Origin of the sequence: Tomitella gaofuii, from assembly GCF_014126825.1 — a bacterium.
Classification (GTDB): Bacteria; Actinomycetota; Actinomycetes; order Mycobacteriales; family Mycobacteriaceae; genus Tomitella; species Tomitella gaofuii.
On sequence record NZ_CP059900.1, the window covers coordinates 1,042,394 to 1,064,536 of the forward strand.

A 22,143-nucleotide genomic window follows, 5' to 3' on the forward strand; every position below is an offset into this window, starting at 1 on the left:
CCGGCCGGACCACGCCGGTGGGGATTGCCCGGGCCGCCGCCCGATGAGGGCGGGCGGGTCGGTGGGGTCTTTCCCGGGCGCCCCGTCAGCACACATCCAGGAGGACACTTGCTCTCGGCCTTCGGATCTGCCTTCAGGACTCCGGACCTGCGGCGGAAGATCCTGTTCACGCTCGGCCTGATCGTGCTGTATCGGCTCGGCGCGATGATGCCGTCGCCCGGCGTGGACTTCAAGGTGGTCCAGCAGTGTTCCGCGGACGCCCTCGGCGGCGACTCGGCGGGCGTGTACACGCTCATCAACCTGTTCTCCGGCGGCGCGCTGCTGCAGCTGTCGGTGTTCGCCATCGGCATCATGCCGTACATCACGGCGAGCATCATCGTCCAGCTGCTGACCGTCGTCATCCCCAAGTTCGAGGAACTGCGCAAGGAAGGGCAGTCCGGCCAGGCGAAGATGACGCAGTACACGCGGTACATCACGATCGCACTGGCACTGCTGCAGTCCACCGGCTTCGTCGCGCTGGCCAACAGCGGCAATCTACTGCGCGGCTGCGACCAGCCGATCCTGGCGGATTCGAGCATCTTCGGGCTCGTGGTGACGACGCTCGTCATGTCCGCGGGCGGCGTGCTGCTGATGTGGTTCGGCGAGCTCATCACCGAGCGCGGAGTGGGCAACGGCATGTCGCTGCTGATCTTCATCAGCATCGGCGCGGGCCTGCCCACCATGGGCAAGTCCATCCTGGACCAGGGCGGGCTCAAGTTCACGCTGATCATGCTCGCGGTGCTCGCGATCCTCGTCGGCGTCGTGTTCATCGAGCAGGGCCAGCGCCGCATCCCCGTCCAATACGCCAAGAGGATGGTGGGCCGGCGAATGTACGGCGGCACGTCCACGTACCTGCCGCTCAAGGTCAACCAGGCCGGCGTCATCCCGGTGATCTTCGCGTCCTCGCTGCTCTACCTGCCCACCCTCGTGGCGCAGCTGACGAGCAACAACGGCACCGAGGAGCACTGGTGGAACAAGATCATCAACCAGTACCTGTCCAACCCCGCGGACACCGGCTACATCATCATCTACTTCCTGCTCATCATCTTCTTCACCTACTTCTACGTCGCCATCACGTTCAATCCGGAGGAGCGGGCGGACGAGATGAAGAAGTACGGTGGGTTCATTCCGGGCATCCGGCCGGGGCGGCCGACGGTGGAGTACCTGCAGTACGTGCTCACACGCATCACCCTGGTGGGCTCGCTCTACCTGGGCATCATCACGGTGTTGCCGAACTTCTTCCTGGGCGCGGCGGCGACGGCGAGCATGGCGTTCGGCGGTACGTCGATCCTCATCATCGTCGTGGTCGCGCTCGACACCGCGAAGCAGATCGAAAGCCAGTTGTTGCAGCGAAACTATGAAGGGTTCCTTCGATGAGAATTGTTCTACTCGGCCCCCCCGGAGCAGGTAAGGGCACCCAGGCGGCCATCCTTGCCGACAAGCTCGGAGTGCCGCACATCTCCACGGGCGACCTGTTCCGCGCGAACATCGGCGAGGGCACGGAGCTCGGCGTGGAGGCCAAGCGGTACCTCGACGCCGGCGAGCTGGTCCCCAGCGAGTTGACCAACCGGATGGTGGAGGCGCGCCTGTCCGAGTCGGACGCGCAGCAGGGTTTCCTGCTCGACGGCTTCCCGCGCACTGTCGACCAGGCCGAGGCCCTCGAGGGGATCCTCGAGCGGCTGGGCACCGCGCTCGACGCGGTGCTGGAGTTCGTCGTAGACGAGGATGTCGTGGTGGAGCGGATGCTGGCGCGTGGCCGCGATGACGACAAGGAGGACGTCATCCGCAACCGGCTGCGCGTGTACCGGGCGGAGACGGCTCCGTTGCTGGACCATTACCGGAGCATCGAGGTCAGCGTCGACGCGGTGGGCGAGATCGAGGAGATCAACGCGCGGGCCATGGCAGCGCTGGGCAAGTAGCCGTGGGATTCGTGCGACGTCGCAGAACCGTCCCGTTCCGCACGGCCGGGGAGCTGGACGCGATGGCTGCGGCCGGCGCGATCGTCGGGAGGACCCTCGTGGCAGTCCGGGAAGCCGCTGAACCGGGGGCCAGCACGCTGGACCTCGACCGCGTGGCCGAGGAGTCCATCCGGTCCGCCGGTGCCGTGCCTTCGTTCCTCGGGTACCACGGGTTCACCGGCTCCATCTGCTCGTCGCGCAACGATGTGGTCGTGCACGGCATCCCGCGCGCCGACGACGTTCTCGCCGAGGGCGACCTGCTCTCCATCGACTGCGGCGCCATTCTGGACGGGTGGCATGGCGACGCGGCATGGACCTTCGCCGTGGGCGCGATCACCGCGGCGGAGGAGGAGCTCAACGCCGCCACCGAACAGTCGCTCGCGGCGGGGATCGCGGCGATGCTGCCCGGGAACAGGCTGACCGACGTGTCCCATGCGATCGAGGAAGGGACGCACGCGGCGGGGCGGGCCCACGGGCGGAGCTACGGCATCGTCGACGGCTACGGGGGTCACGGCATCGGCCGGGAGATGCACATGGACCCGTTCCTGGCCAACGAGGGAGCCCCCGGGAAGGGGCCGCGGCTGGTGGCCGGCTCCGTGCTCGCCATCGAACCGATGCTGACCCTGGGCACGGACCAGACCACCGTGCTCGAGGACGGGTGGACGGTGATCACCGACGACGGCTCCAAGGCCTCGCACTGGGAGCACACCGTGGCCGTCACCCAGGACGGCCCGCTGATCCTCACGCCACGGCCGTAGCCCGCAGGCACCCCCGGAGGGGCCGTTCCGCGCATGCCGCGGGGCGGCCCCTCCGGCGTGTTCCTGCCCGGATGGCTATCGTCGGGGCATGGGTGCGGACCGGAACGGCCGGGGCGGGGCGGACGCAGGCGGGGCGGGCCTGACCATCGCGGAGGCGGCACAGCGGACGGGGCTGACCGCGCACACTCTGCGTTACTACGAGCGGGACGGGCTGATGCACGGCGCGATCGACCGGGCGCCGTCCGGGCACCGAAGATACAGCGCCGCCGACCTCGGCTGGATCGAACTCATCACGCGGCTGCGCGCGACGGGGATGCCGATCCGGGAGATCCAGCGGTACGCGGAGCTGGTGCGTGCCGGCGACGGCAGTGAGCCGGAGCGGCTCGAGCTGCTGCTGGCGCATCGCGTCCGGGTGCAGGGCAGGCTCGCGGAGGTGACCGAGCACCTCGAGGCGCTGGACACGAAGATCGGCCTCTACGCGGAGCGGGTCGCGGCGCGCGGCTTGACTTCGAGCGCGCTCGAAGTCGTTGACTTGTCCCATGACCACTGAACTCGCAACCCGGACCCTCGGCACCGCCGCGCCGCTGACCGTCTCCGCCATCGGACTCGGCTGCATGGGCATGTCGGAGTTCTACGGAGCCCACGACGATGCCGCGGGCATCGCCACCATCCACCGCGCGCTCGACCTCGGGGTGACGCTGCTCGACACCGCCGACATGTACGGCCCCTTCACCAACGAGGAGCTGGTCGGCAGGGCGATCGCCGGCCGGCGCGACGAGGTCGTGCTCGCCACGAAGTTCGGCAACGAGCGGCGCGCCGACGGCACACGGGTGGGGATCAACGGCCGCCCCGACTACGTCGTCGCGGCGTGCGAGGCGTCCCTGCGCCGGCTCGGCGTGGACCACATCGACCTGTACTACCAGCACCGCGTGGACCCCGACGTCGCCATCGAGGAGACCGTCGGCGCGATGGCCGGGCTCGTCGAGGCGGGCAAGGTGCGCAACCTCGGCCTCTCGGAGGCCGCCCCGGACACGGTCCGCCGCGCTCACGCCGTCCACCCCATCACCGCGTTGCAGACCGAATACTCCCTGTTCAGCCGCGACCTCGAGGACGAGATCCTGCCGGTCCTCCGAGAGCTGGGCATCGGGCTGGTGCCGTATTCGCCGCTCGGCCGCGGCATGCTGACCGGCCACGTCGGCGCCGTCTCCGCCGCCGGCGACGCGCGCGGGACGGAGTACTTCCCCCGGTTCCGCGGCGACGCGCTCGTCACCAACCTCGCGCTGGTCGACCGCGTCCGCACCCTGGCCGAGGCGAAGGGCGTCACGCCGGGGCAGCTGGCGCTCGCCTGGGTGCTGGCCCAGGGGCCGGACGTAGTCCCGATCCCCGGCACCAAGCGGGTGGCCTACCTCGAGGAGAACGTTGCCGCGGCCGGCGTCGGGCTGGCGGCGGCGGACCTCGCGTCACTGGAGGACGCCGTTCCGCGCGGGGCCGTCGCGGGTGCCCGCTACGGCGACATGTCCAGCATCGACGGCTGAGCCGGGGCCGGTAGGTGCGGGGCCCCTTCGGGCGGGGCTACTGCTGCGGGCCGGTCACTGCTGCTGTGTCCCGGTGTGGACGAGCACGGTGACCGGCCCGTCATTGGTGAGGGTGACCCGCATGTGCGCGCCGAAGCGCCCCGTCTGCACCCGGGCACCCAGCGCGGCGAGCTCGTCGGCGACGGCCCGCACCAGCGGCTCGGCCACCGGGCCCGGGGCGGCGCCGTTCCACGACGGGCGCCTGCCCTTGCGGGTGTCGCCGTACAGGGTGAACTGGCTGACCACGAGCACCGGGGCGTCCACGTCGGAGGCCGAGAGCTCGCCGTCGAGGATGCGGAGCCGCCAGATCTTCGCGGCCAGGGCACGCGCGGCCGCGTCATCGTCGGAATGCGTCGCGCCGACGAGCACCAGCAGCCCCTGCCGGACGCCGGGCGGGGCCGCGCCGGGGTCGCCGGTGACACCGTCCCCGGTTTCACCGTCGCCGAGGATTTCGCCGACGGTCTCGCCGTCGACCTGCACCCGTGCCCATGTGACTCTCTGAACGACCGCCCGCATACTGCCATTCGATCAGAACCGCCACCGACCGCTCCCGCGGAGTCCGGGACCCGCTACTCGACGTCGTCGCCGGGGGAGGAGGGACGGTCGGGGCCGATGCGCCCATGCGTGCCGGCGAGGGCCGGCGGGCGGCCGGGCGCGCGGTGCCAACGGTCGCCGCGCGCATCGGTGAAGGTGATCGCGGGGAGCGCGGCGACATGCGCGGGTTGCCGCACGGACTGTCGGTGCTCCCCGGGCAGCACGAACCTGATGCGGATGGGCGGCGCGTCGAGCCCGTCGGCCCCGTCTCCCGCGGTACGGGCGTCTTCCGGCAGGACCTCGACATCGTGGATGGGGTGGCCGGATCGGTTCGCGATCACGAGCTCCGAGTCCGCGATCCACACGCTCACCTGATCCGCATGGGTACGCCGGGCGCGCATGCGCTCGCCCATCTCGCGCAGCAGGCGATGCTTGCGTTCGCGGTGGATCTGCCAGAATCCGACGCCGAACGCCGCGACGGTGCCGATCGATCCGAACCAGGTGGCGAGGTCGCCGAAACTGTCGAACCACTGATGCGGTGCTGCGGCCATGGTCGGTGATCCTTCTCGTCCGGTACGGGCGGGTTTTCGCCGCGCGGGCGCGGGCGTGTACCCTGGTCGATTGGTGCGTGCTGCGCGCGCGTCCCGTGCCGCCTGAAGGCGGCGGGTCCGTCCGGATCGGACGGCAGGGCGCGCGGGCCTGTAGCGAGCAGGCCTGTAGTGGGCATCATCCCTTAGGAGGACGAGTAGGCGTTCGATTCGCGCTCGCCCGGGCGTGCCCGGGTGGCCGATCGTCGCCAGGATCGCGGAGGACATGGCCAAGAAGGACGGCGCCATCGAGGTCGAGGGGCGTGTGATCGAACCCCTGCCCAACGCAATGTTCCGCGTTGAGCTGGAGAACGGACACAAGGTCCTTGCCCACATCAGTGGCAAGATGCGGCAGCACTACATCAGGATCCTCCCGGAGGACCGGGTGGTGGTGGAGTTGTCGCCGTACGACCTCTCCCGCGGTCGGATCGTTTTCCGGTACAGGTGAGAACCCTTTCCGGCCGGTCCCGGTCGGAAGGACTACGATTCCGCGGCGCCGATGGCGGCGGCGTGGAGTGATCTTCAGGAGATTCGACAGACGTGAAGGTGCAACCGAGCGTCAAGAAGATCTGCGAGAAGTGCAAGGTGATCCGCCGTCACGGGCGGGTCATGGTGATCTGCGACAACCCGCGGCACAAGCAGCGCCAGGGTTAGGCAGCGCCGGCCAACGCACAATTGCGATCGGCTTGCCGAGCGACATGACAGCCTCCCAGAACCAGCCGAGCCCCACGCGGGCGCGGTCCACCCCCGGCACGGAGGCCGGGGCCCCATAGCGATCGGGGACGGGCTGGGAGAAGACCTCCGAACACCGAGAACAGGATCTGCCACATGGCACGACTCTCTGGTGTGGATCTGCCCCGCGAGAAGCGGATGGAGATCGCACTGACATACATCTACGGGATCGGCCGTACCCGCTCCCAGGAGATCCTCGCGGCCACGGGCGTCAGCCCCGACCTGCGCAGCAAGGATCTGACCGACGAGGACCTCACGAAGCTGCGTGAGTACATCGAGAACAGCCTGAGGGTGGAGGGCGACCTTCGCCGCGAGGTGCAGGCGGACATCCGTCGCAAGATGGAGATCGGCTGCTACCAGGGCCTGCGCCACCGTCGTGGGCTTCCGGTCCGTGGTCAGCGCACCAAGACCAACGCGCGCACGCGCAAGGGCCCCAAGAAGACCATCGCCGGCAAGAAGAAGGCCAGGTAAGCAATGCCACCGAAGTCACGCGGCACCGGCCCCAAGAAGGGCACCCGACGCAGGGACAAGAAGAACATCCCGCTCGGCGCCGCACACATCAAGAGCACGTTCAGCAACACGATCGTCTCGATCACCGATCCCGCCGGCAACGTCGTCTCCTGGGCGTCGTCCGGCCATGTCGGCTTCAAGGGTTCGCGCAAGTCGACCCCGTTCGCTGCGCAGCTGGCGGCCGAGAACGCCGCGCGCAAGGCGCAGGAGCACGGCATGAAGAAGGTCGACGTCTTCGTCAAGGGACCGGGTTCGGGCCGCGAGACGGCGATCCGCTCGCTGCAGGCCGCCGGTCTCGAGGTCGGCACAATCTCTGATGTCACCCCTCAGCCGCACAACGGCTGCCGTCCGCCCAAGCGGCGCCGGGTCTAGCGGGAACTGGAAAGGATAGGAGGCTAAAGGTTCATGGCTCGTTATACCGGACCGGTCACCCGCAAGTCGCGTCGTCTGCGTGTCGACCTCGTCGGAGGAGACCAGGCGTTCGAGCGTCGCCCCTACCCGCCCGGCCAGCACGGCCGCGCGCGGATCAAGGAGAGCGAGTACCTGCTGCAGCTGCAGGAGAAGCAGAAGGCCCGCTTCAGCTACGGCGTGATGGAGAAGCAGTTCCGCCGTTACTACGAAGAGGCCGCGTCGCGTCCCGGCAAGACCGGTGAGATCCTGCTGATCCTGCTCGAGTCGCGTCTCGACAACGTCGTCTACCGCGCCGGCCTCGCGCGCACGCGCCGTCAGGCGCGTCAGCTCGTCAGCCACGGCCACTTCCTGGTCAACGGCAAGAAGGTCGACATCCCCAGCTACCGCGTGTCGCAGTACGACATCATCGACATCAAGGAGAAGTCGATGAGCACGCTGCCGTTCCAGGTGGCGCGGGAGACCCAGGGTGAGCGCAACGTCCCCGGCTGGCTGCAGGTCGTCGGCCCGCGCATGCGGGTGCTCGTGCACCAGCTGCCGGAGCGCGCGCAGATCGACGTGCCGCTGCAGGAGCAGCTCATCGTCGAGTACTACTCGAAGTAGATCGTGCGTCCCCCGTGCGGCCGATGCCGCGCGGGGGCGCTGTCCCGGACAGCGTTCGGGGCTTCCCCGAAGGTCTCGGGGGTCCGTCCGTCCCGGGCTGCAGTGCCCGGGGGCGGGGTCGTCCACGGGCCGAGGGCGTTCGGCCCGCGGCCGGTGGAGGTGTCAGGTGGACGTCAAATAGCGGACGTCCGTACAGGAGGAATGTCAATGCTCATCTCGCAGCGACCCGTGCTGACCGAAGAGGTCATCGCGGACAACCGCTCGAAGTTCGTGATCGAGCCGCTGGAGCCGGGGTTCGGCTACACGCTCGGCAACTCGCTTCGGCGCACGCTGCTGTCGTCCATTCCGGGCGCGGCGGTCACCAGCATCCGGATCGAAGGTGTGCTCCACGAGTTCACGACGATCCCGGGTGTGAAAGAGGACGTCACCGAGATCATCCTCAACCTCAAGGGACTCGTCGTGAGCTCCGAAGAGGACGAGCCGGTCACGATGTACGTCCGCATGCAGGGGCCCGGCGTGGTCACCGCGGGTGACATCGTCCCGCCGAGCGGCGTGGTGGTGCACAATCCCGATCTGCATATCGCGACGCTGAACGAGAAGGGCAAGCTCGAGATCGAGCTCGTGGTCGAGCGTGGCCGCGGTTACGTCCAGGCGATCCAGAACAAGGCCGCAGGCGCGGAGATCGGCCGTATCCCGGTCGACTCCATCTACTCGCCGGTCCTCAAGGTGACCTACAAGGTCGAGGCCACCCGTGTGGAGCAGCGCACGGACTTCGACAAGCTGATCCTGGACGTGGAGACGAAGCACTCGATCTCCCCGCGTGACGCCATCGCGTCGGCCGGCAAGACGCTGGTCGAGCTGTTCGGGTTGGCACAGGAGCTCAACGTGGAAGCGGAAGGCATCGAGATCGGGCCCTCGCCCGTCGAGGCCGACCACATCGCGGCGTACTCCATGCCGATCGAGGAGCTGGAGCTGGCGGTCCGCTCGAACAACTGCTTCAAGCGCGAGGGCGTCCACACTGTGGGCGACCTGGTGGCGCGCAGCGAGTCGGATCTGCTGGACATCCGGAACTTCGGACAGAAGTCGATCAACGAGGTCAAGGTCAAGCTCGCCGCCCTTGGCCTGGCGCTCAAGGACAGCCCTCCCGGGTTCGACCCGTCCACGATCGCCGGATACGACCCGGAGACGGGCACGTGGACGGACACGGACGAGGACGATCAGGACTTCGCCGAGACCGAACAGCTGTAACCGTCTTCACCCGGAACGCCGGAGAGGCCGTCCCGGGTACCTACAAGGAGCACTACAATGCCCAAGCCCACCAAGGGTGCCCGCCTCGGCGGGTCGGCTTCGCACCAGAAGGCCATCCTGGCCAACCTGGCCACTGCGCTCTTCGAACACGGTCGGATCACCACCACCGAGTCGAAGGCCAAGAGGCTGCGTCCGTACGCGGAGAAGCTGATCACGAAGGCCAAGGCCGGCACGCTGGCAGACCGACGCGAGGTGATGAAGAACATCACCGACAAGGACGTCGTCCACCACCTGTTCGCCGACATCGGACCGCACTTCTCGGAGCGGGACGGCGGGTACACCCGCATCATCAAGACGCTCCCGCGCAAGGGCGACAACGCCCCGATGGCGATCATCGAGCTGGTGCGCGAGCAGACGGTGTCCACCGAGGCGGACCGTGCGCGTCGCGTCGCGGCCTCGCAGGCCCAGGAGAACCCGGTCGCCGAGGTCGCCGACGAGGCGTCCGAGGCCGAGGTCGAGAACGCCGAGGAGGTGGTGGAGGGGATCGAGGAGACCACCGCCACCGCAGCCGACGCGACCGACGCCGAGGACGACAAGGCCGCAGACAAGGACTAGTCCCCCGTGGAGGATTCCTTTCAGAGCGCGGGTGAGCCCGCCGCCGCGGACAGCGGCGGCGGGCTCACCCGTCTGCGTCTCGACATCTCCTACGACGGCACGGACTTCTCCGGGTGGGCCAAGCAGCCCGGGTTGCGGACGGTGTGCGGCGTTCTGGAGGATGCGCTGGCGACCGTGCTGCGCACACCCGCCCACCTGACGGTGGCGGGCCGGACGGACGCCGGGGTGCACGCGGCGGCACAGGTGGCGCACCTGGATCTGCCGACGGACGCGGTACCGGACGAGCCGTCCCGGCTGGTGCGCCGGTTCGCCCGGCTGCTGCCGCAGGACGTGCGCATACGCGCGTTCACCCCGGTGCCCGCGGAGTTCGATGCGCGGTTCTCGGCCCTGCGGCGGCACTACGCCTACCGGGTGACGGCGGCGGAATCGGGCGCGGATCCGGTGCGGGCCCGCGACACCGCGGTGTGGCGTGGCCCCGTCGACCTGGCGGCGATGCGGCAGGCCTCGGCCGCGCTGGTGGGGTTGCATGACTTCGCCGCGTACTGCCGGCGTCGCGACGGCGCGACCACCGTCCGTGAGTTGCAACGCTTCGAATGGGCCGAGGACGGCGGCGGCGTCCTCGTGGCGCAGGTGAGTGCGGACGCGTTCTGCTGGTCGATGGTGCGCAGCCTCGTCGGGGCGGCGCTCACGGTGGGGCAGGGCCGGCGCCCTCCGCGGTGGATGACGGAACTGCTGGCGGAGCGGGAGCGGTCCAGCGCGGTGCCGGTGGCGCCCGCGAAGGGTCTGAGTCTGGCCGGCGTGGACTATCCGCCGGACGACGAGCTCGCGGCACGGAATCGCAGAACAATGGACAAGCGCAGCCCGGTCGAGGCGGAGCGTGGCCGTATGGAGCCCGGCGGCTGCTGCGGCGACTGAACCGGCACGCGGGCTGCTGCGGGAGTCCACCGCCCGGGGACTCCGGCGGGGCGGCGACGAGGGGGAGACGGTGGGGGATTCGGAAGGACGCGACCGGGGGACGGTGGTGGTCGACGTAGGTCCCGTGATCGTTCGCGCATGGGGGAACGGGACTGTCACCCGGCAGCGGGCGGCGGTGCTGCGCACACGCGAGGGTCTCGAGTACGGGGACGAGGCCGCCCGCCGCGCCGGGGACGGCCTGGGCGCGTTCGAACCTTCCCTGCCGTCGGCGGTGGACGAGGAGTACACGGCCCTCGGCGATGCGGTGTTCCGGACCGTGGAGCTGTTCCGCGGGCTGTTGCGGCATGTGCACGCGGCGGTCGCCGTCGGCGACGGCGTGCAGGCCGGCCGGGAGTGCGGACGCGCGCGGATGGTGCTGGTGCTGCCGGGACAGTGGGGGACGATCCGTCGGGGCGTCCTCGAGCGCGCGGCGGCCGCCCTGGCGGACGACGTCGTCACGGTGGGATCGACGTGGGCTGCGGTGACGTCCGCGGAGTCCGAGGGGCTGATTCGTCCGGGCGGCGCGGTCGGCGTCGTCGAGCAGTGGCCCGAGTGCACGGTCTCGTCCGTGGTGGACCGGCGGCCGCAGCGCCGGTCCGCGGGAGGCGGGCGCTGGAACCCCGGCGTTGTGCGGCCGCCGGAGCATCGGCGCGCCGTGCACGGCGCGGGAGACGTGCTGGGGCGCGAGGGCGTGGCTGGATCCGAATGCGGCACCGGCCTGCTCCCCGGGTTGGCAGACCTCAACGGCGGCGTGGCGCCGGACGGGGTGATCGCGGTACCGCGCGCGGGACGGGAGTTCGACCGGACCCTCTGCGCCGCCGGCGGCGCCCGGCTCGTCTGTACGGACGGGGATGCGCCGCTGCGCGGCGCGGTGCTGTGGGCGCGGACGCCGTGACGGTCGCCGGGCCCTCTGCGTTGCAGGACCGATGTCCCGGCAGTCACGGGAGAATTCTCTCGCGGGGTGGGAACCGGTGCGGCCACGGTTGCGTCCATACAAGTGGGGGGCAGCGGGGTGCCCGGGCCGGTGTCGGTCCGGGCGCCGTCTCGGTCCGATCGTCCCGCGGTTCCGGGCGGAGCGCGCGGGATGAGGAGGGAGCGGACCGAGGCGCCGGCCACACGGTGCGCGCTGTGATCGAGGGGGAGATAGGGGAGAGGCCGGCCGGGACCCGCGCGAGGGGGATGCGGGTCCGCGGCCACGGTGGCCCGGTGCGGAAGTCGGAGGGGAGGTCCGGCTCCGTACCGGGCCGCATTTCGGCGTGCTGGCGGGCCCGCTTTGACGGCGCCGATCGGCTGTCGGTATCGTTCTTCGTTGGTGTACTGCCACGCAGGTCGCCCCCGGGTCTCCACCGGCCGCCGGGGCCGTCCGGCACGCACCCAGGCCGGCATTCCATTCGACAGACGAGGAACAACCTAGTGTCCACGTACACCCCGAAGGCCGGTGACGTCACCCACCAGTGGTACGTCATCGACGCCACCGATGTGGTGCTCGGACGGCTCGCCAGCAAGGCGGCGACGCTGCTCCGCGGCAAGCACAAGCCCACGTACACCCCCCACTCGGACGGCGGGGATTTCGTCGTCGTCGTCAATGCCGAGAAGGTCGCGCTCACCGGCAAGAAGTTGACGGACAAGCGCAGCTACCGGCACTCCGGCCACCCGGGCGGGCTCAGCTCGCTGTCTGCCGGCGAAATGATCGCCAAGCACCCTGACCGCTTCGTCGAAGACGCGATCAAGGGCATGCTCCCGCACACCAAGCTGGGCCGCGCCATGGCCTCCAAGCTCAAGGTCTACGCGGGCCCCGAGCACCCCCACGCCGCGCAGAAGCCGGTGCCGTTCGAGATCAAGCAGGTGGCCCAGTGACGGCGCCGGAGGAGCACAACGTGACCAACCCTGAGAACGAAGGCCTGCAGGCCTCCATCGCCGACAGCGTCGAGGTCGTCGACGAGGGCATCGTCGACGAGGGCTACGAGGTGGCCGAGGACGTCGTCGCGGCGCCGGTTCCGCACTTGGGCGGCGACCGTCCGGTGCAGACTGTCGGCCGCCGCAAGGAAGCGGTGGCGCGGGTGCGTCTGCAGCCCGGTACCGGCGGCTTCACCCTCAACGGGCGGACCATCGAGGACTACTTCCCCAACAAGCTGCACCAGCAGCTGGTGAAGTCCCCGCTGGTGCTCGTCGAGCGCGAGGAGTCCTTCGACATCCATGCGCGTCTGCACGGAGGCGGCCCCTCGGGGCAGGCCGGTGCGCTGCGCCTGGCCATCGCACGCGCCCTGGTGGACGTGCAGCCGGAGGACCGTTCCGCGCTCAAGTCCGCGGGCTTCCTCACCCGTGACGCGCGCGCGGTCGAGCGCAAGAAGTACGGCCTGAAGAAGGCCCGCAAGGCTTCGCAGTACTCGAAGCGCTGAGTGGTCGACGCCGCCGGTCCCGTGCCGGCGGCGTCCCCGCGCACACCGAGGGCGGGCGTCGGGAACGATCCGGCGCCCGCCCTCGGTTTTCTCGTTCCGCCCTGTACACACAAGACCGCGTGGCGGATGACCCGTCCTTTGCACCATGCACCGCCGGACGGTGACGCCGCGGGAAGGACCTCGACCAACATGTCACGACTCTTCGGTACGGACGGGGTCCGCGGGGAAGCGAACTCCACCCTGACCGCCGACCTCGCCCTGGCGCTGGCGGAGGCGGCCGCCGCGGTGCTCGCATCGCCGTCGGCGGGCGCGGCCCGCCCGGTCGCGGTGCTCGGGCGGGATCCGCGCGCCAGCGGCGAGATGCTCGAGGCGGCGGTGAGCGCGGGGCTCGCCGCGTCCGGGGTCGACGTGCTCCGCGTCGGGGTCGTCCCCACACCCGCAGTCGCGTTTCTCACCGCGGCGTACGAGGCCGACATGGGTGTGATGATCTCGGCGTCGCACAACCCGATGCCGGACAACGGCATCAAGATCTTCGGCCGCGGCGGCCACAAGCTGGACGACGCGGTGGAGGACCGGATCGAGCAGCTGCTGCGTCCGGGCAGCGAGCCGCAGCGACGCGCGTACCGGCCGACGGGTGCGGCGATCGGCCGGGTGCGTAGCGCGCACGAAGCGCTGGACCGCTATCTGCAGCACCTGGCCGCAGCGGTGGACACGCCGCTGGAGGGCGTGACGGTGGTGGTCGACTGCGCCAACGGTGCGGCCCACCGGGCAGCGCCGCTCGCATACAGGGCGGCGGGCGCGAAGGTCGTCGCCATCAACGACGAGCCCGACGGCATCAACATCAACGACCGATGCGGCTCCACGCACCTTGACGACGTGCGGCGCGCGGTGGTGGAGCAGGGGGCCGATCTGGGCCTGGCCCACGACGGCGACGCCGACCGTTGCCTGGCCGTCGACGCGGAGGGGAACGTGGTCGACGGCGACGTGATCATGGCGATCCTGGCCGTGGCCATGCGCGAGGCGGGCGAGTTGTCGGAGGACACCCTGGTGGCGACGGTGATGAGCAACCTGGGGCTGCACCTGGGCATGCAGGCCGCCGGGATCACCGTGCGCACCACCGCGGTAGGCGACAGGTACGTCCTGGAGGAACTGCGTCGCGGATCCTACAGCCTGGGCGGGGAGCAATCGGGGCACGTGGTGCTGCCGGATCATGGCACCACGGGCGACGGAGTTCTGACCGGGCTCCGGCTGATGGCGCGCATGGCGCAGACCGGACGCACGCTCGCCGAGCTGACCAAGGTGATGACGGTGCTGCCGCAGGTCCTCGTGAACGTGCGGGTGGACGACAAGAAGGCGGTGGCCGATTCCGCCGTCGTCGGCGAGGCGGTGCGCCGGGCCGAGGCGGAACTGGCGGGGCGCGGTAGGGTGCTGCTGCGGCCGTCTGGGACGGAGCCGCTGGTGCGGGTCATGGTCGAGGCGGAGGACATCGCCGTCGCCCGCACGCTGGCGGACGCGCTCTCCGAGGCGGTATCCGGCGTGTAGGTGGCGGACGGGAGGGGCGCGCCGTCGGCCGACACGCGGAGCGGGGCGGCCGGCGACAGGGGATGCACGGGGGACGGGGGACGAATGGACGGATCCGGGGCGGACGGACGTCGCGGGCGGCTCGATGTGGACCGCGCGGAGGTCGATGCGGTCCTGCGCGCGCTCGGCGCGAGCGCGTCGGATGCGCGCGCGGCGGCGGGGGAGTTCACGCGGCCTGCGGCGCCGGGCATGGCGGAGACCGCCGGCGATTCTGCGCTCGGACGGATCGACGAGGCGCTGCGGCAGTGCCTCGCCGGGGTCCGGCGCGGCGAACAGGAATGGGCGGCCACGGTCGACGACTGCGCGCAGTACATCCGGCGCACGGTCGGCGCCGCGGCGGACGCCGACGCGGAGGTGGCCGAGGCTTTGCGGTCGGTGGGGGCCGCCGCGGCGGGCTCGCCGCCCGGCGGGGCGGCGGGCCCGCTGTGACGCCGCGGGCGCTTCCTGCGGCGTGGGAGCATGTCGTCGACGGCGGCGGGGTCCGGGGATCTGACCCGCCGGCCACTGCGGAACCTGGTGCGGACCTGCGCGCGCTCTGGGAGCGCGCGGCGGGCGCGGACCCGATGGGGCTCCGGCTGCGTGCAGAGTGGTGCGACGCCCGGGCGGACGACCTCGAAGGCGTCGTGCACGAAGGCCGCCTGCTCCCGGCGGGCGTGCTCAGGGCGCTGGGCAGCGCGGCGGACTCTCCGGCGCACGACCTGGAGGGCGGCCTGCGGTCGCTGGGCCACCATGCGGACGTGCTGCGGTACGTTGCCGAGGTCCTGCGTGCGGGCGCCGGGGCGGTGGAGACGGTGCGCGCGCGGCACGCGCACGCACTGGCGGCCGTGGAAGACGGTGCGCCGGGCGCGGCCCGTGATGCGTCCACTGCCGGGCCCGGCGAGCTGCGTGCGGTGTTCGCCCGTTCGTGCATGCAGACCGCGGCGTCGATGCACCGGATAGGCGAGGTTCTTACGGAGGAGCTGGGGGCGACGCCGGTAGACGGCCGCAACGTGGGGGACTCCCGTGTTTGAGCAGCGCTTCGACCACATCTGCGCGGATCACGCCCAGGCGATGGAGGCCATCGAGCAGCGGATCCGGGAGGTCGTGGCCCGGCGGGGCGGCGAGCCGCAACCGGCCTCGCCGTCAGGGCAGGCGCCGGCCGCGGGGGAACCGGCACCCGCGGAGGATCCCCGGCCGACAAGGGCGCCCGCGTCGGTCGGGGATCGGGGGCCCGTAGCCGTGCAGGACCCCGCCGCGGCATCCGAGCCCGTCGGGCGGGATTGCGCCGTGTCGGAGCAGGCGGTGGACAGCGCACCGTGGCCGGAGCGTGACGGGGTGCGGGCGCGTGGCGCCGTGTTCCTCGACTCGCGCTGGAACTCGGACCTGCCCTGGGGCTGACCCCGAACTGCGCTCTGTGCGGCCGAGGGCGGGCCGGCGCCCGCTCAGCGGCCGGCGAGCGTACCGAGCAGCCGCGCGCGGGTGCTCGGGGCGGCGGGCTCGTCGGGCTCGGCGGCGACCGCCGCGGTGCCGGGCAGGACGGTGGCCTCGTCCGTGAAGACGGCGTGCTCCTTGCTGTCGGTGACGGCGGCCAGCAGAAAGCCGGTCAAGCACGCGCGCGTGGTCGCCTGCAGATGCTTGTCGGAGCCGGGAAGGCCGAAGAACGAGGCGAGCCTGCGGTCCTCGGCGAGCGCGCCGTCCTCCGCGGCGGGAACGATGCGGGTGGTCACCGGGCCACCCAGGGCGGCGGCAAGGGCCGTGGACTCCGCGGACGCCACGCCGCCCGTCCCCGGCTCGGACAACACCAGCGCGGGTGCGTGCACCTGGCCGGCCGACGGCAGCGCGGAAGGGCTTGTCGGCGCCGGGAACAGTGCGGTGACCGCGGCGACGGGCCGGCGCGCCGTGGGGTCGAACGGCCGCGCGGGACGCTGGGACTTGCGGCCGGCCCGGGCGCGTCCGGACAGGGCGTCGTCGTCGGCCGCACCGTGAAGTCCCGCAGCCAGTACGGCTGCTCCCGCGCCGAATCCGTGCCCCGCCATGGCAACCTTCGCCGGGTGCACGCTGATCTGGCCGGGGCCCAGCCGCACGCTGGTGGCGATGTCCGCGGCGGTGCCGAGATCCTGCGCGAACGACCGGGCGGACGGGAGAGCCCCGCGCTCCGTCGCCGGGGCGACCACCACGAATCCCCAGGAAGCCAGGTGGGCGAGCGTGTCGAGGTATCGGCGCGGCGGCGTGAGCCAATCGTGCCCGAACACCACGGCGGGCAGCCCGAAGCCGGATTCCGGCGTGCACACGACGCCCGGTAGCCCGGCGAACGCCAGGTCGCCGCGCAGCACGCGGTGCGGGCCGCGCCGGGACAGGGAGCGTGCCAGGGACTTCGGTTTGGGTGCCACGTGACGACGGTAACCGATCGCGTGCGCCCTGTCGGGACGGCAGCCGTAATCCACCCCCGCGGGCACGCGGACGGGGCACGTATCCTTGTGCACTATGTGCGGAATCGTGGGGTACGTGGGCGCCAAGCCCGCCCTCGGAGTGGTCGTGGAGGCGCTCCGGCGGATGGAGTATCGGGGTTACGACTCGGCCGGGGTGGCGATCCTCGACGGGGACGGGAGCCTGGCCGTGGAGCGGCGGGCGGGCAGGCTGGCCAACCTGGAGGACGCCCTGGCCGCGGCCGGCGACGGCGTCTTCGCCGGCCACGCCGGCATCGGGCATACGCGATGGGCCACCCACGGGCGGCCCACCGACCGCAACGCGCACCCGCACACCGACGCCACCGGGCGTTTCGCGGTGGTGCACAACGGGATCATCGAGAACTTCGCGGCGCTGCGCGCCGAGCTCGAGGACCTGGGCGTGGACCTGTGCAGCGACACCGACACCGAGGTGGCGGCGCACATGATCGCCATCGAGTACGCGGACGGACCGCACGCGGGGGACTTCGTCGGCAGCGCGCTCGCGGTGCTGCGCCGTCTGGAGGGTGCGTTCACGCTGGTGTTCACCCACGCCGGCGACCCGGACACCATCGTCGCCGCCCGCCGGTCCACGCCGCTGGTGGTGGGCGTCGGCGAGGGCGAGATGTTCATCGGCTCCGATGTGGCCGCGTTCATCGAGCACACCCGTGAGGCGGTGGAGCTGGGCCAGGACCAGGCCGTGGTCATCACCGCCGACGGCTACGAGGTCACCGATTTCCACGGCGCGGACGCGACGGACCGCACCCGGCCGTTCACCATCGATTGGGACCTCGACGCCGCCGAGAAGGGCGGCCACGAGTACTTCATGCTCAAGGAGATCCAGGAGCAGCCGGCAGCCGTCGCGGACACTCTGCGCGGGCACTTCATCGACGGCAGGATCGTGCTCGACGAGCAGCGCCTGTCCGACCAGGAGCTCCGCGACGTCGACAAGGTCTTCGTCGTGGCCTGCGGCACCGCCTACCATTCCGGGCTCGTCGCCAAGTACGCCATCGAGCACTGGACCCGGCTGCCCGTCGAGGTGGAGCTGGCCAGTGAGTTCCGCTACCGCGACCCGGTGCTCGACCGGTCCACGCTCGTCGTCGCCATCTCGCAGTCGGGCGAGACGGCAGACACTCTCGAGGCCGTGCGGCATGCGAAGGACCAGAAGGCCCGCGTGCTGGCGGTGTGCAACACCAACGGCGCGCAGATCCCCCGCGAGGCGGACGCGGTGCTCTACACCCGGGCCGGGCCGGAGATCGGTGTCGCGTCCACCAAGTGCTTCCTGGCGCAGCTGGCCGCCAACTATCTGGTGGGCCTGGCGCTGGCGCAGGCGCGCGGCACCAAATACCAGGACGAGGTGGCCCGCGAGTACGAGGCGCTCGAGGCCATGCCCGCGCTGATCGAGCGCGTGCTGCAGACGGTCGAGCCGGTGCGGCGCCTGGGCCGCGACATCGCGCAGGCCCCCGCGGTGCTGTTCGTGGGCCGTCACGTGGGCTACCCGGTGGCGCTCGAGGGGGCGCTCAAGCTCAAGGAGCTCGCCTACATGCACGCCGAGGGGTTCGCCGCGGGCGAGCTCAAGCATGGCCCGATCGCGCTGCTGGAGGACGGGCTGCCGGTGTTCGTCGTCATGCCCTCGCCCAAGGGGCGGGCGGTGCTGCACTCGAAGATGCTCAGCAACATCCGCGAGATCCAGGCCCGCGGCGCGCGCACGCTCGTGATCGCGGAGGAGGGCGACGACACGGTGCGGCCGTATGCCGACCACCTCATCGAGATCCCCCCGTCGGCGACGCTGCTGCAGCCGCTGCTGTCGACGGTGCCGCTGCAGGTGTTCGCGGCGGAGGTGGCCAAGACGCGCGGCTACGACGTGGACAAGCCGCGCAACCTGGCGAAGTCGGTGACGGTGGAGTAGAAGTCCGCCCGCGGCCGCTACAGGGTGTGCCGCGGCCGCCCGGAGGAGGCACAGCCGTATGCGCGAGTTCCACAGCGTCGACGCGGTGCGCGCGGCGGAGGTGCCGCTGCTGGCGTCGCTGCCGGAGGGCACCCTGATGCGCCGGGCGGCCCACGGTCTGGCGGTGCTGGCGGCCGCCGAGCTGGTACGCACGCGCGGCGGAGTGGCGGGACGACGGGTGCTGGCGCTGGTCGGCTCGGGCGACAACGGCGGCGACGTGCTGTTCGCAGGGGCGCTGCTGCGCCGGCGCGGCGCGGCCGTGACCGCGGTGCTGATGAGGCCGGAACGGGCGCACCCGGCGGGACTGGCGGATCTGCGTGCGGCCGGTGGCGTCGCGGTGGCGGCCGCGGACGTGCTCGCGGGGCGGGTGCGCGGGTCCGCGGCGGCGGCCGGCACCGACCTGGTCCTCGACGGCATCGTGGGGATCTCGGGGCGGCCGGCCTGCGGCCCGATGCGGCGGAGCTCGTCGCGCGGATCGACACGGAGCCGCAGCGGCCGGTGTTCGTGGCCGCGGACCTGCCCAGTGGCGTGGACCCGCAGACGGGTGCGACGGACGGCCCGCGGTGCGTGCGGACGTCACGGTGGCGTTCGGGGCGCGCAAACCCGTGCACGTGCTCGGTGCGCGGTGGTGCGGCCGGGTGGTGGAGGTGCCCATCGGGCTCGCGCTCGGCGCGCCGGAGCTGCGACAGTGCAGCGACTCCGACGCGGGCCGCGCGTGGCCGGTGCCCGGCGCGGACGACGACAAATACTCCGGGGGCGTGACGGGAGTGGCGGCCGGCTCGGGCACGTACCCGGGGGCTGCGGTGCTGTGCGCGGGGGCCGCGGTGGCGGCCACGTCGGCGATGGTGCGGTACGCCGGAACCGGGCGGGAGGCGGTGCTGGCGGCGTGGCCCGAGGTCATCGCCACCGACACCGTCGCCGAGGCCGGCCGCGTGCAGGCATGGGCGGTGGGGCCCGGTATGGGTCTGGACGACGAGGCCGAAGAGCGGCTGCGGACGGTGCTGGGCGCAGACGTGCCCGTGGTGGTGGACGCCGACGCGCTGACCTTGCTCGCCCGGCATCCGGGGTGGGTGCGCGAACGTACTGCGCCGACCGTGCTCACGCCGCATGAGGGGGAGTTCGCACGTCTGACCGGCGGGCCCGTGCCGGCCGACAGGCTCGCCGCGGTGCGGGCGCTGGCGGCCGACCTGGGCGCCGCGGTGCTGCTCAAGGGGAACGTCACGCTCATCAGTGCGCCCGGCGGTGAGGCGTACGCCGAGCACTCGGGGCACGCGTGGGCGGCGACGGCCGGCTCGGGCGACCTGCTTACCGGCATCGTCGGCGCGCTGCTCGCGGCCGGGCTCGACCCGGCGTTCGCGTGCGCGGCGGCGGCGCGCGTGCACTCGACGGCGGCAGGGATCGCGGCGCGAGGTGCCGGCGCTGTGGACGGGGAGCGGGCCGGCGCGCCGGTGTCGGCCTCGGCGGTGCTGGCATGCGTCCGTGCGGCGGTGCGGGCGATGCGGGGGTAGCGCCGGCGTGAGGCTGCTGTTCGTGTGCACGGGCAGCATCTGCCGCAGCCCCACCGCCGAGCGCCTGATGGTCGCCTGGGCGCGCGAACAGGGCATGGAGGGGCGGGTGACGGCTGCGAGCGCGGGCGTCCGCGCGTTGGTGGGCTCGGGAATGGAGCCGCGGGCCGCGGCGGTGCTGGAGTCGCTGGGCGGCTCGGCGCTGGGATTCGAGTCACGCCGGCTCACGCCCACGCTGGGGCAGGCCGATCTGGTCATCACCATGACACAGGCGCAGCGCGAGGCGGTGATGCGGCTGTGCCGCGGCGGTTCCGCGGCACGTTCACACTGCGGGAGGCCGCGCACTTTGCGCGCCTGGGCACCCGTGGCGCCGCGAGTCTCGTCGAGGCACGGGTGCACGAGGGTAGGCCGAGAGGGCTCGACTTCGCCGATCCGATGGGCGGCGCCGATGCAGCCTTCGTGCGGGTGGCCGAGGAGATCCGCGATGCGCTGCCCGCGCTGCTGGAGACGGTGTCGGCCCGGGCCGGTGGTCGGGCGTGACACCGCCGTGCGCCGGGGTGAGCCCAGTCGCGGGCTCCGCTAGGAGTGTGGGTCGGTATTAGCGAGTCGAGCCCGGCCTCACGTGGCCGGGCTCGACTGTGTGCGTCCCGGGCTTCGCGATTTCTGTGGCGGTGTGCCCGCTCTGCCATCCCGGACGTTCAACCGGTCGACGACGCCGGGCAGGCCGCCTGACACACCGGTGCGCCACTCAGCCGGCGGCCACGCCCGCCAGGCCGGCAACGCCGACCACGCCGTGGAGTTTGCGCAGGCGTCTGGGCAAAGGGTACGCGCTGCTGGCTGGCTTCAAGGCCTGCACCAGCGACATCATCGTCATGATGGACGCCGACGGCTCGATGACGCCTAGCGAGATCCGGGCGTTCGTCTCGGCGCTCGAGGCGGGCGCCGACCTGGTCAAGGGCTCCCGGTTCCTGCAGGGCGGGGGCAGCGCCGACCTCACCCCGGTGCGCATGCTGGGCAACTCGATGCTCACCTACCTGGTGCGCGCGTCGTTCGGCGGCCGGTACTCAGACCTCTGCTACGGCTACATGGCGTTTTGGCGCGAGCTGCTGCCGCTTTTCGACGCCGACGTGGCCGGCTTCGAGGTGGAGACCTTCCTCAGCGTCCGCGCGCTCACGGCCGGGCTGCGCGTGGTGGAGGTGGCCTCGTATGAGGGGCAGCGGATCAGCGGCGAGAGCAATCTGCGCACGATGCGCGACGGCTTCCGCGTGCTCGGCGCCATTGCCCGCGAGCGGGTGCGTGTGCAGCGCTACCGCAAGAGCACCGGCCCGGGGCACCCCGAGATCGTCGTGCACGTGCCCCGTCCCGGCGAGGCCGCACTCGTCCCCGCGACTCGTGCAGCCGCCCCGCCGATGGCGGTGGGGGCGGCGGTCGCCGCAGTGGCGGACGGTGCGCGATGATCGTCTCGGTGGTGGTCTGCACACACGCGGACGCCCGGCTCCCGCTGCTGCGCGACGCGCTCGCCTCCTTGCGCTCGCAGACCCGCCCGCCCGACGAGGTGATCGTCGTCGTAGATCACAATCCGGCCCTTTTCGCGCGCGTGGCGGAGGAGAGTGCCGGCATCACAGTGATCGCGTCCGACGATCCGCCCGGGCTCTCGGGCGCGCGCAACGCGGGCACAGCGGCCGCGTCGGGGGCTGTGGTGGCCTACCTGGACGACGACGCAGTCGCCGAGCCCGGCTGGCTGGCCGCCCTGGCCGCGCACTACGC

General features: G+C 71.7%; 26 protein-coding genes and 3 pseudogenes. 26 read left to right on the top strand and 3 right to left on the bottom strand.

Annotated elements, in window-relative coordinates; translation table 11 throughout:
* Positions 1-108 precede the first annotated feature (108 nt).
* The 5 genes from secY to H4F70_RS04700 all read left to right on the top strand — a co-directional run bounded on the left by secY (position 109) and on the right by H4F70_RS04700 (position 4,290).
* A complete protein-coding gene (gene secY, locus H4F70_RS04680) occupies positions 109-1,416 on the top strand; it encodes a preprotein translocase subunit SecY (protein ID WP_182347903.1) in 1,308 nt (435 codons plus the stop codon).
* Positions 1,413-1,958 carry an adenylate kinase gene (locus H4F70_RS04685; RefSeq protein ID WP_182359197.1) on the top strand — a complete coding sequence of 182 codons (546 nt, stop codon included), beginning with the start codon at positions 1,413-1,415 and terminating at the stop codon, positions 1,956-1,958. Before secY ends, H4F70_RS04685 begins: the two co-directional genes overlap by 4 nt.
* Before the next feature lie 2 nt (positions 1,959-1,960).
* Positions 1,961-2,755, top strand: coding sequence for a type I methionyl aminopeptidase (map, locus tag H4F70_RS04690; RefSeq protein WP_182359198.1), 795 nt, complete (start codon positions 1,961-1,963; stop codon positions 2,753-2,755).
* A gap of 88 nt (positions 2,756-2,843) precedes the next feature.
* Positions 2,844-3,305, top strand: a complete 462-nt coding sequence (locus tag H4F70_RS04695; protein ID WP_182359199.1) for a MerR family transcriptional regulator — start codon at positions 2,844-2,846, stop codon at positions 3,303-3,305.
* Positions 3,295-4,290 carry an aldo/keto reductase gene (locus tag H4F70_RS04700; protein WP_182359200.1) on the top strand — a complete coding sequence of 332 codons (996 nt, stop codon included), beginning with the start codon at positions 3,295-3,297 and terminating at the stop codon, positions 4,288-4,290. Before H4F70_RS04695 ends, H4F70_RS04700 begins: the two co-directional genes overlap by 11 nt.
* 54 nt (positions 4,291-4,344) lie before the next feature.
* On the opposite strand, the gene dtd is transcribed toward H4F70_RS04700, so the two are convergent.
* Positions 4,345-4,845: a D-aminoacyl-tRNA deacylase gene (gene dtd / locus H4F70_RS04705; RefSeq protein WP_182359201.1), complete on the bottom strand. Its 501-nt coding sequence runs from the start codon at positions 4,843-4,845 to the stop codon at positions 4,345-4,347.
* Between the two features lie 53 nt (positions 4,846-4,898).
* The gene (locus tag H4F70_RS04710) at positions 4,899-5,414 is read right to left on the bottom strand and encodes a hypothetical protein (protein WP_182359202.1); all 516 of its coding nucleotides are present in this window, start codon (positions 5,412-5,414) and stop codon (positions 4,899-4,901) included.
* 262 nt (positions 5,415-5,676) lie between these two features.
* Between H4F70_RS04710 and infA the strand changes: the two genes are divergently transcribed.
* The 15 genes from infA (at position 5,677) to H4F70_RS04785 (ending at position 15,877) form a co-directional block, all read left to right on the top strand.
* The gene (gene infA / locus H4F70_RS04715) at positions 5,677-5,898 is read left to right on the top strand and encodes a translation initiation factor IF-1 (protein ID WP_143906524.1); all 222 of its coding nucleotides are present in this window, start codon (positions 5,677-5,679) and stop codon (positions 5,896-5,898) included.
* 92 nt (positions 5,899-5,990) lie between these two features.
* On the top strand, positions 5,991-6,104 hold the full coding sequence (gene rpmJ, locus H4F70_RS04720) for a 50S ribosomal protein L36 (protein WP_143906526.1): 114 nt from the start codon (positions 5,991-5,993) through the stop codon (positions 6,102-6,104).
* Between the two features lie 174 nt (positions 6,105-6,278).
* The gene (gene rpsM, locus H4F70_RS04725; RefSeq protein WP_182347898.1) at positions 6,279-6,653 is read left to right on the top strand and encodes a 30S ribosomal protein S13; all 375 of its coding nucleotides are present in this window, start codon (positions 6,279-6,281) and stop codon (positions 6,651-6,653) included.
* A 3-nt stretch (positions 6,654-6,656) separates the two neighbouring features.
* Entirely contained in the window at positions 6,657-7,064 is a 408-nt protein-coding gene (gene rpsK / locus H4F70_RS04730) for a 30S ribosomal protein S11 (protein ID WP_143906530.1), read from the top strand.
* A 33-nt stretch (positions 7,065-7,097) separates the two neighbouring features.
* Complete coding sequence (gene rpsD, locus H4F70_RS04735) at positions 7,098-7,703, top strand: 30S ribosomal protein S4 (RefSeq protein ID WP_182359203.1); 606 nt, start codon at positions 7,098-7,100, stop codon at positions 7,701-7,703.
* Positions 7,704-7,910: 207 nt separating this feature from the next.
* The gene (locus H4F70_RS04740) at positions 7,911-8,951 is read left to right on the top strand and encodes a DNA-directed RNA polymerase subunit alpha (protein ID WP_182359204.1); all 1,041 of its coding nucleotides are present in this window, start codon (positions 7,911-7,913) and stop codon (positions 8,949-8,951) included.
* 57 nt (positions 8,952-9,008) lie between these two features.
* Positions 9,009-9,566: a 50S ribosomal protein L17 gene (rplQ, locus tag H4F70_RS04745; protein ID WP_182347895.1), complete on the top strand. Its 558-nt coding sequence runs from the start codon at positions 9,009-9,011 to the stop codon at positions 9,564-9,566.
* 6 nt (positions 9,567-9,572) lie between these two features.
* Positions 9,573-10,481 (top strand): tRNA pseudouridine(38-40) synthase TruA, encoded by a 909-nt coding sequence (truA, locus tag H4F70_RS04750; protein WP_235681337.1) that lies wholly within the window; start codon positions 9,573-9,575, stop codon positions 10,479-10,481.
* Positions 10,444-11,415 carry a hypothetical protein gene (locus H4F70_RS04755; RefSeq protein ID WP_182359205.1) on the top strand — a complete coding sequence of 324 codons (972 nt, stop codon included), beginning with the start codon at positions 10,444-10,446 and terminating at the stop codon, positions 11,413-11,415. Before truA ends, H4F70_RS04755 begins: the two co-directional genes overlap by 38 nt.
* Positions 11,416-11,933: 518 nt before the next feature.
* On the top strand, positions 11,934-12,377 hold the full coding sequence (gene rplM, locus H4F70_RS04760; RefSeq protein ID WP_182347893.1) for a 50S ribosomal protein L13: 444 nt from the start codon (positions 11,934-11,936) through the stop codon (positions 12,375-12,377).
* Between the two features lie 56 nt (positions 12,378-12,433).
* On the top strand, positions 12,434-12,919 hold the full coding sequence (gene rpsI, locus H4F70_RS04765) for a 30S ribosomal protein S9 (protein WP_372497556.1): 486 nt from the start codon (positions 12,434-12,436) through the stop codon (positions 12,917-12,919).
* A 189-nt stretch (positions 12,920-13,108) separates the two neighbouring features.
* Positions 13,109-14,461 (top strand): phosphoglucosamine mutase, encoded by a 1,353-nt coding sequence (glmM, locus tag H4F70_RS04770; RefSeq protein ID WP_182359206.1) that lies wholly within the window; start codon positions 13,109-13,111, stop codon positions 14,459-14,461.
* 84 nt (positions 14,462-14,545) lie between these two features.
* A complete protein-coding gene (locus H4F70_RS04775) occupies positions 14,546-14,929 on the top strand; it encodes a hypothetical protein (protein ID WP_182347891.1) in 384 nt (127 codons plus the stop codon).
* Positions 14,926-15,510, top strand: coding sequence for a hypothetical protein (locus tag H4F70_RS04780; protein WP_182359207.1), 585 nt, complete (start codon positions 14,926-14,928; stop codon positions 15,508-15,510). The genes H4F70_RS04775 and H4F70_RS04780 overlap by 4 nt, the downstream gene beginning before the upstream one ends.
* Positions 15,503-15,877 (top strand): hypothetical protein, encoded by a 375-nt coding sequence (locus tag H4F70_RS04785; protein WP_182359208.1) that lies wholly within the window; start codon positions 15,503-15,505, stop codon positions 15,875-15,877. Before H4F70_RS04780 ends, H4F70_RS04785 begins: the two co-directional genes overlap by 8 nt.
* Positions 15,878-15,921: 44 nt before the next feature.
* Here the strand turns inward: H4F70_RS04785 and H4F70_RS04790 are convergent, their stop codons facing one another.
* Positions 15,922-16,869 (bottom strand): dienelactone hydrolase family protein, encoded by a 948-nt coding sequence (locus tag H4F70_RS04790; RefSeq protein WP_235681339.1) that lies wholly within the window; start codon positions 16,867-16,869, stop codon positions 15,922-15,924.
* 94 nt (positions 16,870-16,963) lie between these two features.
* Here H4F70_RS04790 and glmS point away from each other — a divergent pair, with 94 nt between their 5' ends.
* From glmS to H4F70_RS21065, 6 genes and pseudogenes are all read left to right on the top strand, one after another.
* Positions 16,964-18,832 carry a glutamine--fructose-6-phosphate transaminase (isomerizing) gene (gene glmS, locus H4F70_RS04795; RefSeq protein WP_182359209.1) on the top strand — a complete coding sequence of 623 codons (1,869 nt, stop codon included), beginning with the start codon at positions 16,964-16,966 and terminating at the stop codon, positions 18,830-18,832.
* A gap of 58 nt (positions 18,833-18,890) precedes the next feature.
* A pseudogene (locus H4F70_RS04800) lies at positions 18,891-20,379 on the top strand (NAD(P)H-hydrate dehydratase).
* 67 nt (positions 20,380-20,446) lie between these two features.
* Positions 20,447-20,614, top strand: a pseudogene (locus H4F70_RS20945) (arsenate reductase/protein-tyrosine-phosphatase family protein); the annotation flags it as partial.
* Positions 20,615-20,673: 59 nt separating this feature from the next.
* Positions 20,674-20,916: a hypothetical protein gene (locus H4F70_RS20950; RefSeq protein ID WP_308316644.1), complete on the top strand. Its 243-nt coding sequence runs from the start codon at positions 20,674-20,676 to the stop codon at positions 20,914-20,916.
* 260 nt (positions 20,917-21,176) lie between these two features.
* Complete coding sequence (locus tag H4F70_RS04810) at positions 21,177-21,833, top strand: glycosyltransferase family 2 protein (RefSeq protein WP_220471768.1); 657 nt, start codon at positions 21,177-21,179, stop codon at positions 21,831-21,833.
* Positions 21,830-22,111: pseudogene (locus H4F70_RS21065) on the top strand (glycosyltransferase family 2 protein); the annotation flags it as partial. The gene H4F70_RS04810 and the pseudogene H4F70_RS21065, both read left to right, overlap by 4 nt.
* Between the last annotated feature and the right edge of the window lie 32 nt (positions 22,112-22,143).